This is a genomic window from Lysobacter capsici (assembly GCF_018732085.1).
Lineage (GTDB): Bacteria > Pseudomonadota > Gammaproteobacteria > Xanthomonadales > Xanthomonadaceae > Lysobacter > Lysobacter capsici_A.
In genome coordinates this window covers 2399940-2417731 of the sequence record NZ_CP076103.1, presented here as the reverse complement: position 1 = coordinate 2417731, position 17792 = coordinate 2399940, and the positions used below count along the sequence as shown (strand labels likewise).

Genomic DNA, 17792 nt, shown 5'->3' with positions numbered 1-17792 from the left:
AGGGGAATGACCACTTCATGCCGGATGCTTCATCGGATCGGGCATGAACAGGCCGGACGTCGTCGCGAATTGACGGGTTGTTCAAGCGTCAGGCAATCCATCTCGGTGTCCGGGGGCGCAATCGAGCCCGCAACCTGGACGAGGTTCTTTTTGCAGGCCGTCATCCCCGGCTATGGATAGTCGTCTGCGTAGTGTTCCGCCATCTCCTTCCAGAAGCGATCTTCCGCCCTCGAGGTTCGATCCACGTTCTTCGACCGCAGCCAGAAGCCCTGCGCACTTCGTTCGTCAACACGGGTCAGGACGTGATCGCGAACATCCAGATTGGCCGTCTCGTCGTCGTGCCGGAAGATCAGAAACTGCCCCTCTCCGGTAGGAACGACCAGGCGCTGGCCGACAAAACCGGCCTCTCCGATCACCTGCAAGCCATCGGCCCTGAGAAGCTCAACCGCATGTACGCCGTCATTTGCAGCGACATACATTTCGAAGTCGTCATACATGTGATCGTCTTCGCCATGGTACTCCCGCACCTTGACGACATGGATCTGCGCCTTCGCGTACATTCTTTTCCCCACCGCCTTTCTCCGTGTTTGCCGCCAGGTCTCCGGATGGATCCGCTCTGGCGCCTTGCATGCTTTGGCGATGCAAAGTTCACCACATTTCAAGACAGTGTCAACGCGGCAGGCAGTGCAGCGGCGATCCGGCGACGCTATACGCGCGTCGAAACAATTCCGCCAACATCCGGTGATTGCACGCGCACAGGGCATCACGTCTGGAAGCCACACGTGCCGGACTGGCAAACTTCGAACATGACCGAGCAGCGCTGATCTTCCGCAGTCCCGCGCCCGCACATCAGACACTCGGCCTGCGCCCGATGGCCGCAGCAGTATTCCGGCTCTCAATGGCATCATGGTCGCAACGACAGCGATGATCCTCTCGCTGTCTCGACCACAAACCCGACGACGCGCACGATGAGCGATGTAATCTGGCGAGCCATCACGTTCTATCCTTTTCCGTATTGGCTGACGTTCGCCACGGCGGAGGGCACCGATCCCGATGGCGACGAGGCCGATGGCGTCGCGAACTGCTGGACAGTGCGAGTCTTCGGCCCGCAAGGCGAGTCGCTCTACCGCATGTCGAAGGGCTGGTACGGCGACAGGGCATCAGGGACGATCTACGGCACCGACGATCCGAGCGCACCGTAATAAACGCCGGCACGCCGCGCCATCGAGCCAATCAGACAACGATCGGTGCAGGCAACAAAAAGCCCCAGTTAACGGAGCTTGTGTAAGTCGCGCGGGCCGCAGCTAAACGCCGGCAATGGAGTCGCGGCGCCGAGCCGGCTACGCATAAACGCCCTATCCACTTGATTTACCTTGCAATAAATCAAGTTTTCGCAGTCGCATGCCCCATCCATGACCCCGGACAAAGCGCGCCGCGCCAGACGCGTGCGGTCAATTCACGAAGCGCCGAACGTCCATCAATCCCATTGTGAATGGCTCGAACCGATGCATGCCATCGGGCTAGCGTATGGTCACGGGATGATGCATCAATTCCTGACCGCGAATCGAACCGAGCTGATCGCTCGCTGTCGCGAGAAGGTGGCCCAGCGCGGCGCGCCGGGCGCCAACGAGGACGAACTGGCGCATGGCATCAGCAAGTTCCTCGACCAGTTGATCAAGACCTTGATCGTGGAGACGACCGCGACGCCGATGCAGAGCCGGCAAGTCTCCGGACCTTCGGGCGGCGGCAAACCCAATCTTTCCGAGATCGGCGAATCGGCGACCCAGCACGGTCGCGAACTGCAGCTGCATGGCTTCACCGCCGAGCAGGTCGTGCATGACTACGGCGATCTTTGCCAGGCTATTTCGGATCTGGCGGTCGAGCGCGGCCAGGCCATCGAGGTGGATGAGTTCAGAACCCTCAATCGCTGCCTGGACAACGCCATCGCCAGCGCGGTCACCGAGTTCGGCTACCAGCGCGATTTCGTCGTCGCCGACAAGCAGGCGATGCACTTGAACGAGCGATTGGGATTTTTCGCCCATGAACTGCGCAATCAACTCTGCACCGCCACGCTCGCGCTTTCGATCATCAAGGAAGGCAACGTCGGTTTGTCCGGTGCGACCGGCGGGGTGCTCGACCGTGCGCTGCTGGGCCTGGGCAACCTGATCGACCGTTCGCTGGCGGAAGTGCGGATGCAGGCGGGCATGCCGATTCAGCACCATCTGTTCTCGCTGTCGGATTTCATCGGCGAACTCAAGCTGTCCGCATCGCTGGAAGCGCAGGTCTCGGGTTGCACGCTGACCGTATCGGAGGTCGACCCGCTGCTGGCGGTGGATGTGGATCGCGATCTGCTGTTGTCCGCCGCGGGCAATCTGTTGCAGAACGCCTTCAAGTTCACCCATCCGCACAGCGAAGTGATCCTCAACGCCTATGCCCTGGCCGACCGCATATTGATCGACGTGCAGGATCACTGCGGCGGACTGCCTGCCGGACTGGCGGAAGAGATGTTCCTCCCGTTTACCCAGGGCGCTGAAAATCGCAGCGGACTGGGACTGGGACTGTCCATCGCGCGGCGCAGCGTCGAAGCCAACAGCGGGACGCTAAGCGCCCGCAACAAACCGGGCTCGGGCTGCATTTTCACCATCGACTTGCCGCGGCACGCGCTGCCCGAGAAACACAGCGCCGCCTGAGAAGTGACGCAGACGCGATGTCGTCTGTGCGATCGGTGCACAGGGGATGGCCTCCCGATCCGAAATGCTCCGAACGCCAAACCCCTTTTCTTCGCTGCTGCGCGGGCAGTTCATTCGCCGGTAGCGCGAGTTCTTCGGCATCACTTCAAAGACAGCCGCCCCATCTGAAAACGCAGCGGCTTGTCTTCCGTTTTCGCGTTCTTGGCAGCGTCTGCCTTCGCAGAGACTCAGATCGGTGGCGGCAACCCCTTCTGCAACACAAGTCGCAGACGCAATCCCAACCCCATCGCCAAATCAGCAATTGCCGTTGCGATTGCACCGCAGAACGGTCCGTTTCCGACCCCGCTTTTGCGTGTCAACTATTGAGCCCAACGAATGCGTTGGCGCCGTAAACAAGGAGATCAGCGCATGGTCGGCATCAGCAGAATGCTTATTTCGCTCTTGGCCTTGGCGACGCTGTTTGTTTCGACATCGGCATCAGCACAACGGCTCCAGGTATGGAATGGGAGCGCTTGGGTCAACAACGGCGTGGTGAACTACACAGGGCCAGTCATAGTCAAGCATCTCGGCAATTCAGTGCCATGCACCGCGAATTGGACGCTGACGATATCGGGCGGCTTTGGGAAGTCAGGGGGCGTTGGGAGCATTACCAATATGGCGGAAAGTGGCTCTGCGACCTGCACTGGTAGCGCCCCCCAAAATTTGCCTTGGCCAACAACCGAGAGCGCATACAGCGGACCCAATCCACCGATCTCCAACGCCCCCACCCTTACGCTGCCAATTCATGCGATAAGGATCAGCGGCGTTCGAGTCTACGTTCCCGCTCCGCTCAATGTGCATTGTCCTAGCAGCACCGGCTCAGGCACGATCGACGGATTTATGGAAGACGGCGGCGCCATCGTCTTCTATGCAATCTTGGGGCCCTGCATCTTCCAAACCCGGCCAGGTTTTCGCCTCATTCCGAACATGCCGGTACGGGTCACCTGGATCTGAGGCTCCAGGCGTTCTGCCCGGATTCCATCTACCGTTCCAGCGCCGCCAAGCCGAGTCGGGCACCTCATTCAACCAATTGAAATCCATGTGCATTTGCTGAAGCAGGCATAGATTTCTGAGATACACGCTCAAAGACGCGGGAACTGGCCAACTGCCCGACGTGCAACTCCACGCACGTCGCAGCGTCCCCTCCCGCGATCGGGCTTTTCATCGGCGCCTCGTGACGCTCCACAGCCGCAGCGGCGATAGCATTCGGAAATTTACGAACTCATCGGGTCACGTGGGCGACGCCACAATCGAAGCGCGTGCACCGGATGTGCTTGCACCGCGATATGTCATCGACGCTGACGGACGGCGGGCAATAAAAAAGCCCCGTATACAGGGGCTTTGTCTGCTATCCGCGGACTGCTGCGAACGCGTGCGAACTGCACCGTGGTGCCCGGAGCCGGACTCGAACCGGCAAGGGGTTGCCCCCGGCGGATTTTAAGTCCGCTGCGTCTACCGATTTCGCCATCCGGGCAGGATGCGGTGACCGCATCAGCTTACCGCATCCGCGTTTCGCTGGCGCCTCACGGGCCTTCCCGGCCGGCGTTGCGGGGTCGTGGAGCCGGGCGTCGGCCGGGCCCGGCGGCGGTCACCAATCGCGCGTGGCGATCAGTTCCCCGGTGTCGGCCTGGAAGCCGTAGGCGGCGGCGATGGCGGCGAAATCGGCGCCGATGTTGTCGCGCGCGGCGGTCTCGATTTCGCTGTCGTTGTCTTCGAATTCGCCGGCGAGCGCGTTGAATTCGTCGGTCGCGGCGTGGGTCAGCGCATACAGCGCGTCCAGGCTGGCCGGACGCCGCGCTTCGATGGTTTCGCACAGCCGGACCAGGATCTGCTGGCCTTTTTGCACCAGATGCGGCGGGAAGTAGCTGTCGCGCTGCATTTCGTCGAGGAAGCGGTGGGCTTGCAGTTGTTCGTTCGCGATGGCCATGCGTTGCCTTCCTTGGTGGGATGCGCGGATGGTAGCGCGCTCAAGGTCGATCGATCGTCCGGTGCATGCTTGCGCGCAAACAAGAACGGCCGGCTCGCGCCGACCGTCATGCGGTATCAATCGTGCGGTATCGATGGAGGCCTGGACGGGAATCGAACCCATCTCTACGGATTTGCAATCCGGTGCATAACCAATCTGCCACCAGGCCGGTGACGCACTCACTCTACCGCAGCGCTGCCTGCTTGCAACGCGCCGCATCACCACGCTGCCGGACGGCCGTAAACCACGACGGCCGCGCCGGAAAAACGAAACCCCGCTTGCGCGGGGTTTATCGTCATGCCGCGCGTGGCGCCGCATGCAGAATTGGAGCGGGAAACGAGACTCGAACTCGCGACATCTACCTTGGCAAGGTAGTGCTCTACCAACTGAGCTATTCCCGCTGAAGCTACTGCTGAAAACTTTTACTGAAAACTTTTTTGAAACTACCGATGGCGAGGTGTTGCATCGCTATCGAGATTGGAGGCCGAGGTCGGAATTGAACCGGCGTACGCGGATTTGCAGTCCGCTGCATAACCACTCTGCCACCCGGCCGATGACTGCTGCAACCTTACTTGGTACTGCCCATCTACTGCAACGTCGACCTGCGAACTGCATCGCCGGCCTTCGTCCTAAAAAACAAAACCCCGCGAAGGGGGCTTTGTCCACAAGCGACTTCGTTGCCGAAGCGCCTGGAATCTGGAGCGGGAAACGAGACTCGAACTCGCGACATCTACCTTGGCAAGGTAGTGCTCTACCAACTGAGCTATTCCCGCTGAGGGAAGCGATATTTTAGGCATCGAAAGAAAAGTGTCAACTCTTTTCTTCACACCCCGGCCCTCGCAAAACCGGCCGTGAATGCGCCGGAAACAGGCCCTTACGCGACATTTGCGCTTGCGCTGCTCGCCGCTGAAGGCTCGGTTCGCGTGGACCGTTTCGTTGCCGATCAGGTCGAGGGCTTGTCCGCGTCGGCGCGCATTATAGGCCAGGCGGCGCGCAGATAGGCCAGCCCCGACCACAGGGTCAGCAGCGCCGCGGCGGCGAGCAGCCACTCGCCGAGGGTGAAGATCGGCAGGCCGAACACGGGTTCCTGGTACAGCAGGCAGACCAGCGCGACCATCTGCACGATGGTCTTGATCTTGCCGATCGAGGCGACCTTCACCGCCGCGCGCTGGCCCAGTTCGGCCATCCATTCGCGCAAGGCGGACACCGCGATTTCGCGGCCGACGATGACCGCGGCCCACAGGGTCATCCACACGGTCGGGTGCTTCTGCACGATCAGCAGCAGGGCCACGGCGACCATCAGCTTGTCGGCGACCGGGTCGAGGAAGGCGCCGAACGCCGAATACTGGTTGTAGCGGCGGGCGATCCAGCCGTCGAGCCAGTCGGTGACCGAGGCGAAGGCGAAGATGAACGCGGCGGCGAAGTTGGTCCAGGGGTAATCGAGGAAGAACACCACCACCAGCACCGGGATCAGGACGATCCGCGCCAGGGTCAGCATGGTGGGTATGGTCAACTTCATCCTTCACTCCGCTTGCGATCTGGCGCCGTTTCGGCGGCGCCGGCTGGGCCGTTGCCGGCGTTCTTGCTGCCCGCGGCCTGGGCCTTGGGAAGGGTATTGGGTGCGACGGGCGGCTCGGCGGGCGCATCCAGCCCGTGCAGGGCGGCGTAGATGCGCTCGGCCAAAGCCGCGTTGACGCCCTCGACCCGGGAGATTTCCTCGATCCCGGCGCCCTTGAGGCCGCCCAGACCGCCGAAATGCTTCAACAGACTAGCGCGTCGACGCGGGCCGATGCCCGGAATATCTTCCAGCCTACTGCTGTTGCGCGTCTTCTGACGACGCCCCCGATGGCCGGTAATGGCGAAACGGTGCGCCTCGTCGCGAACCTGCTGGACCAATTGCAGCGCCGGCGACTGGGCGCCGGGGCGCTCGACCCGGCCGTCGGGCAGCAGCAGTTCCTCGTCGCCGGGGCGCCGGGCCGGGCCCTTGGCGACGCCGACCAGGAGCAGCCCCTCGACCCCGAGCTCGGCCAGCGCCGCGCGGGCCTGCGCCACCTGCCCCGCGCCGCCGTCGATCAGCAGGATGTCGGGCAGAACGCCGTCCTCCTCGACCGCGCGGCGGAATCGCCGGGAAATGGCCTGGTTCATCGCGGCGTAGTCGTCGCCCTCGGTGATCCCGGTGATGTTGTAGCGGCGGTACTGGCCGCGCACCGGACCTTCGGCGTCGAACACCACGCACGAGGCCACGGTGGCCTCGCCCATGGTGTGGCTGATGTCGAAGCACTCGATACGCTGCGGCAGCGCCGGCATGCGCAGCAGGTCGCGCAGCGATTGCGCGCGCGCCAGCTGCGCGGCGTGGCTGGTCAGCTCGGTGCCGAGCGAGAGTTCGGCATTGCGCCGCGCCATGTCGACATAGCCGGCGCGTTCGCCGCGCACGTTGCTCTTGATCTGCACGCGGCGTTCGCCGGAGGCCGAAAACGCCTGCTCGAACAACTCGCGATCGGGCAGGTCGCGGTCGAGCACGATCTCGCGCGGCGGCGTCTGTTCGCCGTAGTACTGCGAAATGAAGGCGGTCAGCACTTCCTCGGGGTTGTCGCTGCCGTTGGTCTTCGGGAAGAACGCACGCGTGCCCAGGTTGCGGCCGTCGCGGAACGCCAGCAGCAGCACGCAGGCCGACACGCCCTGCATCGCCACCGCGAGCACGTCCAGGTCGGCGGCGCGGCCGTCGACGTACTGGCGCGCCTGCAAGGTGCGGATGCCGGTGATCAGGTCGCGCAGGCGCGCGGCGTCTTCGAAATCCAGGCGTACGCTGGCCGCTTCCATGTCGCGGCCGAGTTCGTCGGTGAGCTCGTCGCTGCGGCCGTCGAGCAGCAGGCCGGCACGGCGCACGCTCTCGGCGTAATCGCGCGCCGGCACCAGGCCCACGCACGGCGCGCTGCAGCGGCCGATCTGGTGCTGCAGGCACGGCCGCGAGCGATTGCGGAACACGCTGTCCTCGCAGCTGCGCAGGCGGAACAGCTTGTGCATGAGGTTGAGCGTGTCGCGCACCGCGCCGACGCTGGCGTAGGGGCCGAAGTAACGGCCCGGCACCGCGCGCGGACCGCGGTGCATGGCGATGCGCGGCCAGGCCTCGTTGGTCATCAGCACGTAGGGATAGCTCTTGTCGTCGCGCAGCAGCACGTTGTAGCGCGGCTTGAGCGACTTGATCAGCTGGTTTTCCAGGATCAGCGCTTCGGCCTCGGTGCGGGTGACCGTGACTTCCATGCGCACGGTCTGCGACAGCATCGACATGATCCGCGCCGACTTGGGCGTGGCGTTGAAGTAGCTCGACACCCGGTTGCGCAGCGCGCCGGCCTTGCCGACGTAGAGGGCGTTGTCGTCGGCGCCGATCATGCGGTATACGCCCGGCGCGGTGCTGAGCTTCTTGACGAAGGCCTTGCCGTCGAACGGCGCGGGCGCGGCGGCGGTCATGCGCGCGGGGCCCCCATGCGCGGCGCGGGCAGCGAGGCGGCGACGAAACGAAGCAGGCGGGCTGGCAGGGTGGCGGGCGTCGCGGTCACGGACATCGTTCGGCTGGCGGCTTGAGGCCCGGAGGCCGGCGAAATGGATACTAGGCTTGAATTGGGCTGATTATGCGCGAGCGCAAGGGTTGCGGCCGGGATCGGGGCCGGATGCACGGCGGGCCCGCGAGCGGCAAGGCCGTGAAGCCGCCCGATAGCGAATGGTCGTGGCTGCGCCTGTAAGAGCGGCGTGAGCCGCGACCGCGCTGTATCCGTCTCGCGCCGCGAGCTGCGCAGTAGCTGCGATGGCGCGGTCGCAGCTTGCGCAGCTCCTACAGTCGGGCTTCGGTGCTGCGAAGCGGTCCGATGGTGCGATCCAGGGTGGCCCCCTGTAGGAGCGGTGTGGGCCGCGGCCGTGCTGTATCCGTCTCGCGCCGCGAGCTGCGCCGTAGCTGCGATGGCGCGGTCGCAGCTTGCGCAGCTCCTACAGTCGGGCTTCGGTGCTGCGAAGCGGTCCGATGGTGCGGTTTACGGCAGCCCCTGTAGGAGCGGAGTGAGCCGCGACTGCGCTGTATCCGTCTCGCGTCGCAGGTTGCGTCGTAGTCGTGATGGCGCGGTCGCAGCTTGCGCAGCTCCTACCGTCGGGCTTCGGTGCTGCGAAGCGGTCCGATAGTGCGCTGCACGGCGGCCCCCTGCAGGAGCGGCGCGAGCCGCGACCGCGATCTGTCCGATCGCGCCGTAACCCACGAAATCCAGTTCGACACCGCAATCACCACGCGCCCGGAACATCGAAAACCGCCCCACTCTACCCGCGCAATCCCAACTCCTCGCGCAATCGCGCAATCGCCCCATCCGCCGCGCGATCGAGCAACTGGAACACGTGCTCGAACTGCGCCGGACCGCCGGTGTAGGGATCGGGCACTTCGCCGTCGGTGACGGTGTTGCACCAGTCCAGCAGCAAGGCGCTGCGCGCACGGGCGCCCTTCGGCGCGCGTGCGCGCACGTCGCGCAGGTTGGCCTTGTCGGCGCACAGCAACCAGTCGAAATCGCGGTAATCCGACGCGGCCAGCTGGCGCGCGCGCAGGCCGGAAATATCCACGCCGTGTTCGGCCGCATTGGCGATCGCGCGCCGGTCCGGCGGATCGCCGACGTGCCAGTCGCCGGTGCCGGCCGAATCGAGTTCGATCCGCCCGGCCAGCGACGAGGCCTCGATGCGCGCGCGCAGCACTCCCTCGGCGACCGGCGAGCGGCAGATGTTGCCCAGGCAGACCACGAGCAGGCGCACGGCTCAGGCGCCCTCGCCGCTCGCCGGCTCGCCCGCGCTCGCTTCGTCCTGGCGCGTTTGCGCCAGATGCGCTTCGGCGCGGGCCAGGTCCTCGGGCGTGTCGACACCGGGCGGGAACGGCTCGGGCGTGATCCCGACCGCGATGCGATAACCGGCTTCGAGCACGCGCAGTTGCTCTAGCGATTCGATCTGCTCCAGGCGGCCCGGGCGCAGCTTGGCGAACTTGCGCAGAAACCCGGCGCGATAGCCGTAGATGCCGATATGCCGCAGCCATTCGTCGCCGCCGGGCATGCGCTCGCGGTCCTTGGCGAAGGCGTCGCGCGGCCATGGAATCGGCGCGCGGCTGAAATACAGCGCATCGCCGTTGCCGGCGCGCACCAGCTTGACCGCGTTCGGGTCGAACAGCACCTCGACCTGGGTGATCGGCACGGCCAGGGTCGACATCTCCGCGCCGCTGTCGCGCAGGGTCTGCGCGGTGGCGACGATGCCGGCGGCCGGCGCGAACGGTTCGTCGCCCTGCAGATTCACCACCACGGTGTCGTCGCGCCAACCGGCCAGGTCGGCGCATTCGGCCAGACGGTCGGTGCCGGAGGCGTGGTCGGGCGAAGTCATCGCGACCTGCACGCCGCTGTCCTTGAGCGCCTGGGCGATGCGTTCGTCGTCAGCCGCGACCCAGACCTCGCGCGCGCCGGCCGCGAGCGCGCGGCGCGCGACGTGCAGCACCAGCGGTTCGCCGCCGATTTCGCGCAGGGGCTTGCCGGGCAGGCGCGAGGCGGCGTAGCGGGCGGGGATGGCGACGACGAAATCCTGGCTCATGGTTGGGCTCCGAAACAGGTGATGCGGATGCGGCTTTGGTGAGGTCGAGGGCTTGCGCGGCTAACGCGGTGATTGTGGATTCGCGGTCGCGGCTTGCGCCGCTCCTGCAGTCGCCGCATTCGGGAGCGGCATGAACCGCCACCACAATCGCTCCCTGTAGGAGCGGCGCAAGCCGCGACCGCGTCACTACGACTACGACCCCAACGAATCAGCGCCGCGCAAACGGCTGCAGCTTGTCCAGCAACGACACCCAGAACGCTTCCGGCAACTCCGCGCGCACCGGCACGCTGTAGTAAGACTCCGAAGCGAACGCGCCCTCGCCGGTCAGCGGAATCTTGACCGCGTCCTTCTCGGTCATCAGCACCGGCAATTTGCTGCCGAAGCCGAAGTCGGCCTGCGTGTAGCGGTGATGGTCGGGAAACGCGTGCGGCACGATCGCGATGCCCAGACCGCGCAGCATGGCGAAATAACGCTCGGGGTCGCCGATGCCGGCGACCGCGTGCACGCGTTGGCCGACGAAGGCCTCGAGCTTGAGCGCGCGCGCGCCGACCAGCGGCAGCGCCTGATCGGCGACCAGGCGCATCGGCCATTCGCCGAAACCGCTGCTCGCGGCGGGATCGCCGGACGCGGCCTGCGGCATGTTGACCACGCGGAAATCGCAATCGGCGGCGCGCTCGGGCGGCTCGCGCAGCGGACCGGCGGGCAGCAGCTGGCCGTTGCCGTAACGACGGCGGCCGTCGACCACTTCGATCTCGATGTCGCGCGCCAGCCGGTAATGCTGCAGGCCGTCGTCGCAGATGACGATGTCGCAGCCGGCCTCGGCGAGCGCCTTGGCCGCGGCGGCGCGATCGCGGTCGGCGCGCAGCTTGACCCCGGTGCGGCGCGCGATCAGCACCGGTTCGTCGCCGCCGATGCGCGGATCGGTATCGCGATCGACCCACAGCGGCGTGGCGATGTCGTCGCGGCCGTAGCCGCGGCTGGCGACGCCGGGGGTCCAGCCTTCCTGCTTGAGCCGCTGCACCAGGGCGATGGTCAACGGCGTCTTGCCGGCGCCGCCGACGGTGATGTTGCCGACCACGATCACCGGCACGCCGGGATGGCGGCGGCGCTTGAGGCCCTTGCGGTAGAGCGCGCGGCGAAACGAGGTGACCGCGGCGTACACGCCCGACAACAGCCGCGCGTGCATCGGCACCGCACTGTCGTCGTACCAGTACGCCGGCACGCCGCTGCGGCGATCGGGCGCGCCGCTCATCGCGCGCTCCCGCGGTCGCACCGGCCTTGCAACGGGCCGCGGCCGATCATCGCTGCACTCGCGAACGCATGCATCGGACCGCTCACTCGGCGTCCCGGAACTGCATGCGGTGCAGGTGCGCGTACAGGCCGCCCTGCGCCAGCAGTTCGGCATGCGAGCCGCGCTCGACGATGCGGCCCTGATCCAGCACCAGCACCTGATCGGCGTGTTCGATGGTCGACAGGCGGTGCGCGATCACCAAGGTGGTGCGGTCGGGCATCAGCCGTTCCAGCGCGTCCTGCACCAGGCGTTCGGATTCGGTATCCAGCGCCGCGGTGGCTTCGTCGAGAATCAGGATCGGCGCGTCCTTGAGCATCGCGCGCGCGATCGCCAGGCGCTGGCGCTGGCCGCCGGAGAGCTTGCCGCCCTTGGCGCCGATCGAGGTGTCGACGCCTTCGGGCAGGCGCTCGATGAACTCGGCCGCGTTGGCGCCGCGCACCGCGCCGTCCAGCGCGGCGGCATCGGCGTCCTGCATTTCGCCGTAGGCGACGTTGGCCGCGACGGTGCCGTCGAACAGCATCACCTGCTGGCCGACCAGCGCGATCTGGCGGCGCAGGTCGAGCAGTTTGTAGTCGTCGAGCGGATGGCCGTCGAGCAGGATCTGCCCGGACTCGGGATCGTAGAAGCGCGGAATCAGCTTGATCAGGGTCGACTTGCCGCTGCCGGAGCGGCCGATGATCGCGGTCACCGTGCCGGGCCGCGCGGTGAAGCTGATGTTCGACAAGGCCGGCGAGGCCTGCCCCGGATAACGCGCGCTGACGTCGCGGAACTCGATCAGGCCCTGGCTGCGCGCGAGTTCGCGCGTGCCGGTGTCGGGTTCTTCGACCGCATCGAGCACTTCGAACAATCGCTCGGCCGAGGCCACGCCGCGCTGGAGCATGTTCTGCACGTTGGTGAGCTGACGCAGGTTCGGGATGATCGCCATCATCGACACCATCAGCACCACGAAACCGCCGGCGTCCAAACGACCGTTGAAGGCTTCGTAGCCGGCGACGAACAGCAGCAGCGCCAGACCGACCGAGCCCATCAACTGCACCATCGCCGAGGCGATGCTGCGGGTGGACTCGACCTTCAGGCTGAGCTTGAGGTAGTTGTCGGCAATTTCGCGATAACGCCCCAGCTCGGAGGTCTGCGCGCCGTAGACCTTCACTTCCTGCTGGTTCGACAGCGCCTGATCGGCGGCCAGCAGCAACTGCGCGCCGCTTTCCTGGATGCGATGGCTGATGCGGCGGTAACGACGGCCGACCTTGTCCATCACCCAGGCCAGCGGCGGCGCCATGATCAGCACCGCGAAGGTCACCTGCCAGCTGGTCCAGATCATCACCGCGAGCAAGGCGATCGCCTGGGTCGATTGCTGGACCATGACCTTGAGCGCATCGACCGAAGCCTGCGCGACCTGATCGCTGTCCGAACCCAGCCGCACCAGCATCGACGGCACCGGTTCGGTGTCGAAACGCGCGCCCGGCAGGCGCAGGTATTTGCCGAGCACCTGCACGCGCAGATCGCGGGCGACGCCGCGCCCGGACTTGGCCATGTAGTAGTCGGTCACGTAGCCGGCGATGCCGCGCAGCACGAACAAACCGACGATCGCCAGCGGCAACCACACCGCGATCCGGGTGTTCTTGACGATGAAGGTCTGGTTGATGACCGGTTCCATCAACTTGGTGAAGCCGGCGCCGGCGGCCGCTTCGATCAGCATGCCGATCACCGCCAGCCACAGCAGGTTGCGGTACGGCAGCGCGAATCGGAGCAGCCGGCGGTAGGTCTGCCAGGGCGACGCGGTGGCGGTCGCGGTCACCGCGCCGGCTCCGCCGCGGGCTTGCCGCTGCCGCTGACGCCGCCGGTGTTCTGCGGCGGCGCGGTCGCGCTCATGATCTTGCGGAAACCCAGCTGGCCGAGCGCGTCGTAGACGGTGACCACGGCCTGGTACGGCGTGCGCGCATCGGCGCGCAGCATCACGCTGCGGTCGCGGTCGGTGCCGGCGACTTCGGCGATGGTGGCCTTGAGCGATTCCAGATCGTCGCGCAGGACCTCGCGGTCGCCGACGAAATAGCGGCCTTCGGCGTTGACTAGCACGATCAGCGCCTTGCTCGCATCGCCGGACGGCTCGCCGGTGGCGCGAGGCAGCTCGAGCTTGAGCACCGAGCGCGCGTCGAAGGTCGCGGTGACCACGAAGAAGATGATCAACACCAGGATCACGTCGATCAACGGAACCAGGTTGATCTCGGGCTCATCGTCGGCGCGATGGTCGCGGATACGCATCGAGCGCGCCTCAGCCGGCCTGACCGGCCAGCCGCACCGGCGCGCGCGCCGCTTCGGCCTGGCGCGCTTCGGCGGTGCCCGGGGTCAACACGTCGATCAGGGCGATGGCCTCGTGCTCCATCGCGACGATGTATTCGGAGATGCGACCGCGGAACCAGCGGTGCGCCATCAGCGCCGGGATCGCCACGATCATGCCGGTCGCGGTGCAGACCAGCGCCTTGCCGATGCCGCCGGCGAGCTGGTTGACGTCGCCGATGCCGTGATCGTTGATAACCATGAACATCTGGATCATGCCGACCACGGTGCCGAACAGGCCCAGCAGGGGACCTGCGGCGGCGATGGTGCCGAGCGTGTTCAGGTAACGCTCCATGCGGTGGACCAGATGCCGGCCCACGTCCTCGATGCGTTCGCGGATTTCCTCGCGCGGACGGTTGCGCACGTCCAGCGCGGCAGCCAGCAGCGCGCCCAGCGGCGCGGTCGCGCGCAGGGACTCGATGTGCGCCGGGTCGAGCTTTCCGGTCGCCGCCCAGGCCCGCACTTCCTGGCCCAGCTGCGGCGGCAATACGGCGCGCCGGCGCAGGGTCCACAGCCGCTCGATGATGATCGCCAGCGCCAGCGCCGACAGGATCAACAACGGAATCATCGGCCAACCGCCGGCCTTGACCAGTTCCAGCACTCGCGAACCTCCGGCCTGTGGCCGACTTCAATCCGGCCGATAGGATAGCCCAGGGTCCGTGCGCCGGGTCGCATCCCACAGACGCGGGTGTGCCTGGCGTCGCGTTTCGACCGTGGTGCCGCCGGCGCGCAGGCCGACCCGCAGCGCGCCATCGGCCGCGGTGTCGCGGGTTTGCGCGCCGGCGCGGCGCCAGCGTTCGAGCACGTCCGCGCGTGGATGGCCGAAACGGTTGCCGTGTCCGCTGGACACCAGCGCATGGCGGGCGCCGGTGGCCTGGACGAAGGCCGGATCGGACGAACCGCCGCTGCCGTGATGGGCCACCAGCACCACGTCGGCGCGCAGGTCGTCTTCGGCCGAAACCGCGGCGCGACGGACCAGGTCGCGTTCGATCACCTCGCCGATGTCGCCGGTCAGCAGCGCCGAACCGTGGCGGCTGTCGATCCGCAGCACGCAGCTCGACTCGTTGCCCAGATAGGGAAAATGCCGCGGCGGATGCAACCAGCGCAGGCGCACGCCGTCCCAGGTCCAACTGCGGCCGGCCTCGCAGGGCCGGGTCGCGATGTGTTGCAGCGCCTCGCCTTCGACCTGCGCCGGGGCCGACACCTCGTGCGCAGGAAACGATCGCAACACCGCGGCCAGGCCGCCGGCGTGGTCGTTGTCGGCATGGCTGGCGACCGCGCGATCGAGCCTGCGCACGCCCAGGGCATGCAAAGCCGGCACCACCGCGCGTTCGCCGGCGTCGAAGCCGTCACGCACCGCCGGCCCGGCGTCGAACAGCAAGGCGTGATGCGCGGTACGCACCAGCACCGACAAGCCCTGCCCCACGTCGACCACCACCAGCTCGGCCTCGCCGTGCGCGGGCAAATGGCGATCGGGCCACAGCAACGGCAGCCACAACAGCGCGGCCAGCGCCTTGCCCGGCACGCCGCGCGGCAGCAGCAACCAGAACGCGCCGACCAGCGCCAGCGGCAAGGCGAACCAGCGCGCTTCGGGCAACCACCACAAGGCCAGGCCGCTGTCGGCCAGCGCTTCGAACCACGGCCAGCCCGGTTCGAAACAGGCCGCGGCCCAGCGCCAGGCGAATTCGCCGGCGCCGGCGTGGACCGCCTCCAGCCCGGTGCCGATCAACGCCAGCGGCACCACCAGCAGACTCCACCACGGCACCGCGATCAGGTTCGCGAACGGCCCCGCCAGCGAGGCCTGGCCGAACAGCAGCACGCCCAGCGGCAACAGCCCCAGGCTGGCGACGCCCTGCGCCGACACGAACGCGCGCAGCCGTTCGCGCCAACCGCGGGTATCGGCCTGATCGGGCAGACACCACAACAGCCAGGCCACGCCGAGGAAACTCAGCCAGAACCCGGCCCCGAGCACCGCCAGCGGATCGGCGAGCAAGACCGCGATCGCCGCCAGCGCCAGCGCGTCGAAGGCATGAAAAGGCCGCCGCGACAGACGCAGCCCGGCGATCACCGCGATCATCAGCCAGGTGCGCACGGTCGGCAGGGCGAAACCAACCGAAGCGGCATACAACAAACCGCCAAGCATCGCCGCGACCGAAGCCGCCACCGCTGCCGGCACCCACCGCCCCAACCCCGGCCACAGCCACCACGCCCCACGCACGAACAAGGCGAAGAATCCCGCCACCAGCCCGACATGAAACCCCGAGATCGCGATTAGATGGGTCAACCCGTTCGCGCGCAACACGCTCCAGTCGCGTTCGCCGAGCGCGCGCGTGTCGCCCAGCGCGAGTGCGCGCACGAAGCGCGACGCATCCGAGTTCACCCGTGCGGCGATGCGATCGCTGATCGATTCGCGCCACGCCTGCAGGCCGCGGGCTTCGGCCAGGCGTTGGGCATTTTCAGGATCGCGCAGATAACCGGTCGCGCTGAGCCGCTGCATCAGCGCGTATTTTTCCGCATCCGGTCCGCCCGGATTGCGCAGGCCGCGCGGCGCGCGCACTCGCGCCGTGAGTCGCCAACGCTGGCCGGCGGCGAGCACCTGCCGCGGTTCGATGCGCTCGTCGTACCAGGCCAGCCGCAGCAGACGTCCGCGCAGCGGCGGCGGTTGCGCGGCATCGTCGTCGACGCGGAATTCGAAACGCGTGCGGCGCGGCTCATGCACTGGCAACTCGACGATGCGGCCGGTCACCACGACGTCGCGCTTTTCCCAGTCGGGCGGCAGTTGCAGGCTCAGCGCATAGGCCGCGTGCAGGCTGACCAGGGCGAAGCCGAACCCGGCCGCGGCGATCACCCGCCAACGCGGCGAGCGCCACCACATGAGCGCCGCCAGAATCAGAATCGGTAACGAAAGTCCCCACGGGCAGGCACGCGGCAAGGCTAGGCCGGCACCGATGCCGGCCAACAATGCGATCGCGATGAGTTTTCCGAAGGGCGGCGTCCTTGCCGCGTCGAACATGTCTACACCTCGGCGGCGTCCAGTTGCCGCAGTTTGCCTTCGTGCAATTCCAGCACGCGGTCCAGGCGCCGCGCGAGGCGGCGGTCGTGGGTCACCAGCACCAGGCTGGTGCCCTGCTCGCGATTGAGCGCGAGCATCAGCTCGAACACGGTCGCGGCGGTTTTTTCGTCGAGATTGCCGGTGGGTTCGTCGCCGAGCACGCAGGCCGGGCGATTGATCAGCGCGCGCGCCACCGCGGCGCGCTGGCGCTCGCCGCCGGACAATTCGCCGGGCTTGTGGTGCAGCCGATGCCCCAGCCCGACCGATTCCAGCAACACGGTCGCGCGCTCGCGCGCCTCCGCCACCGACGGCGCCTGGAACATCTCATCGACCACCGAATGAAATATCGCCAGCGGTATATCCACGAAAAGGAAATGGGCCAGGCCGAACACCAGGCTGCCGCCCGAGAGCACTTGCCGCAGCTGCATCGAGCGTCCGCTCAACAGGATCGGCAGCATCACGTTTTCCAGCGCGGTGAACTCCGGCAGCAGATGGTGGAACTGATAGACGAAGCCCAAGGACTTGTTGCGCACGATGCCGCGAGCCCGATTCGACAGCGCGCTCATGCGATGACCATCGACATAGACCTCGCCCTTGGTCGGCGTGTCCAGGCCGCCGAGCAGGTGCAGCAAGGTGCTTTTACCTGCGCCCGAAGCGCCGAGGATCGCCACGGTCTCGCCGCGCTTGACCGAGAAGTCGAGCCCGTCGAACACCGGCGTGCGCAGCTTGCCTTCCGAATAGATCATGGTCAGGCCGGTGCAGCTCAACACCACATCGTCGGCGCCGTGTATGGCCGGATCGCGCTGTTCCATGTTCGAC

General features: G+C 66.7%; 14 protein-coding genes, 5 tRNA genes and 1 pseudogene. 4 read left to right on the top strand and 16 right to left on the bottom strand.

The annotated features are described in order from the left end of the window. Positions 1-77: 77 nt before the first annotated feature. The 4 genes from KME82_RS10075 (at position 78) to KME82_RS10060 (ending at position 3683) form a co-directional block, all read left to right on the top strand. Positions 78-824, top strand: a complete 747-nt coding sequence (locus KME82_RS10075; RefSeq protein WP_215498375.1) for a hypothetical protein — start codon at positions 78-80, stop codon at positions 822-824. Between the two features lie 144 nt (positions 825-968). After that, positions 969-1202 (top strand): hypothetical protein, encoded by a 234-nt coding sequence (locus KME82_RS10070; protein WP_215498374.1) that lies wholly within the window; start codon positions 969-971, stop codon positions 1200-1202. Between the two features lie 339 nt (positions 1203-1541). Further along, the gene (locus KME82_RS10065; RefSeq protein WP_215498373.1) at positions 1542-2690 is read left to right on the top strand and encodes a sensor histidine kinase; all 1149 of its coding nucleotides are present in this window, start codon (positions 1542-1544) and stop codon (positions 2688-2690) included. A gap of 408 nt (positions 2691-3098) precedes the next feature. After that, positions 3099-3683: a hypothetical protein gene (locus KME82_RS10060; protein ID WP_215498372.1), complete on the top strand. Its 585-nt coding sequence runs from the start codon at positions 3099-3101 to the stop codon at positions 3681-3683. Between the two features lie 433 nt (positions 3684-4116). Here the strand turns inward: KME82_RS10060 and KME82_RS10055 are convergent. The 16 genes and pseudogenes from KME82_RS10055 to KME82_RS09980 form a co-directional block, all read right to left on the bottom strand. Next, a tRNA-Leu gene (locus KME82_RS10055) sits at positions 4117-4203 on the bottom strand. 114 nt (positions 4204-4317) lie between these two features. Beyond that, complete coding sequence (locus KME82_RS10050) at positions 4318-4656, bottom strand: DUF5713 family protein (RefSeq protein ID WP_215498371.1); 339 nt, start codon at positions 4654-4656, stop codon at positions 4318-4320. Positions 4657-4790: 134 nt separating this feature from the next. Beyond that, positions 4791-4864: transfer RNA gene (locus KME82_RS10045), tRNA-Cys, on the bottom strand. Positions 4865-5020: 156 nt separating this feature from the next. After that, positions 5021-5096: transfer RNA gene (locus KME82_RS10040), tRNA-Gly, on the bottom strand. A gap of 77 nt (positions 5097-5173) precedes the next feature. After that, positions 5174-5247: transfer RNA gene (locus KME82_RS10035), tRNA-Cys, on the bottom strand. Between the two features lie 145 nt (positions 5248-5392). Continuing rightward, a tRNA-Gly gene (locus tag KME82_RS10030) sits at positions 5393-5468 on the bottom strand. A gap of 170 nt (positions 5469-5638) precedes the next feature. Then, positions 5639-6214, bottom strand: coding sequence for a CDP-diacylglycerol--glycerol-3-phosphate 3-phosphatidyltransferase (pgsA, locus tag KME82_RS10025; protein WP_215498370.1), 576 nt, complete (start codon positions 6212-6214; stop codon positions 5639-5641). Positions 6215-6333: 119 nt separating this feature from the next. Continuing rightward, a pseudogene (uvrC, locus tag KME82_RS10020) lies at positions 6334-8163 on the bottom strand (excinuclease ABC subunit UvrC); the annotation flags it as partial. 834 nt (positions 8164-8997) lie between these two features. Further along, positions 8998-9477: a low molecular weight protein-tyrosine-phosphatase gene (locus KME82_RS10015; RefSeq protein ID WP_046656339.1), complete on the bottom strand. Its 480-nt coding sequence runs from the start codon at positions 9475-9477 to the stop codon at positions 8998-9000. Between the two features lie 3 nt (positions 9478-9480). Next, positions 9481-10293: a 3-deoxy-manno-octulosonate cytidylyltransferase gene (gene kdsB / locus KME82_RS10010; RefSeq protein WP_215498368.1), complete on the bottom strand. Its 813-nt coding sequence runs from the start codon at positions 10291-10293 to the stop codon at positions 9481-9483. A 208-nt stretch (positions 10294-10501) separates the two neighbouring features. Then, positions 10502-11545, bottom strand: a complete 1044-nt coding sequence (lpxK, locus tag KME82_RS10005) for a tetraacyldisaccharide 4'-kinase (RefSeq protein WP_215498367.1) — start codon at positions 11543-11545, stop codon at positions 10502-10504. A gap of 82 nt (positions 11546-11627) precedes the next feature. Then, the gene (msbA, locus tag KME82_RS10000; protein ID WP_215498366.1) at positions 11628-13382 is read right to left on the bottom strand and encodes a lipid A export permease/ATP-binding protein MsbA; all 1755 of its coding nucleotides are present in this window, start codon (positions 13380-13382) and stop codon (positions 11628-11630) included. Then, complete coding sequence (locus KME82_RS09995) at positions 13379-13846, bottom strand: ExbD/TolR family protein (protein WP_215498365.1); 468 nt, start codon at positions 13844-13846, stop codon at positions 13379-13381. The genes msbA and KME82_RS09995 overlap by 4 nt, the downstream gene beginning before the upstream one ends. A 10-nt stretch (positions 13847-13856) precedes the next feature. Continuing rightward, the gene (locus KME82_RS09990) at positions 13857-14522 is read right to left on the bottom strand and encodes a MotA/TolQ/ExbB proton channel family protein (protein WP_036109612.1); all 666 of its coding nucleotides are present in this window, start codon (positions 14520-14522) and stop codon (positions 13857-13859) included. Between the two features lie 27 nt (positions 14523-14549). After that, the gene (locus KME82_RS09985) at positions 14550-16934 is read right to left on the bottom strand and encodes a DNA internalization-related competence protein ComEC/Rec2 (RefSeq protein WP_215498364.1); all 2385 of its coding nucleotides are present in this window, start codon (positions 16932-16934) and stop codon (positions 14550-14552) included. Positions 16935-16936: 2 nt separating this feature from the next. After that, a complete protein-coding gene (locus KME82_RS09980; RefSeq protein ID WP_096418291.1) occupies positions 16937-17719 on the bottom strand; it encodes an ATP-binding cassette domain-containing protein in 783 nt (260 codons plus the stop codon). Positions 17720-17792 lie beyond the last annotated feature (73 nt).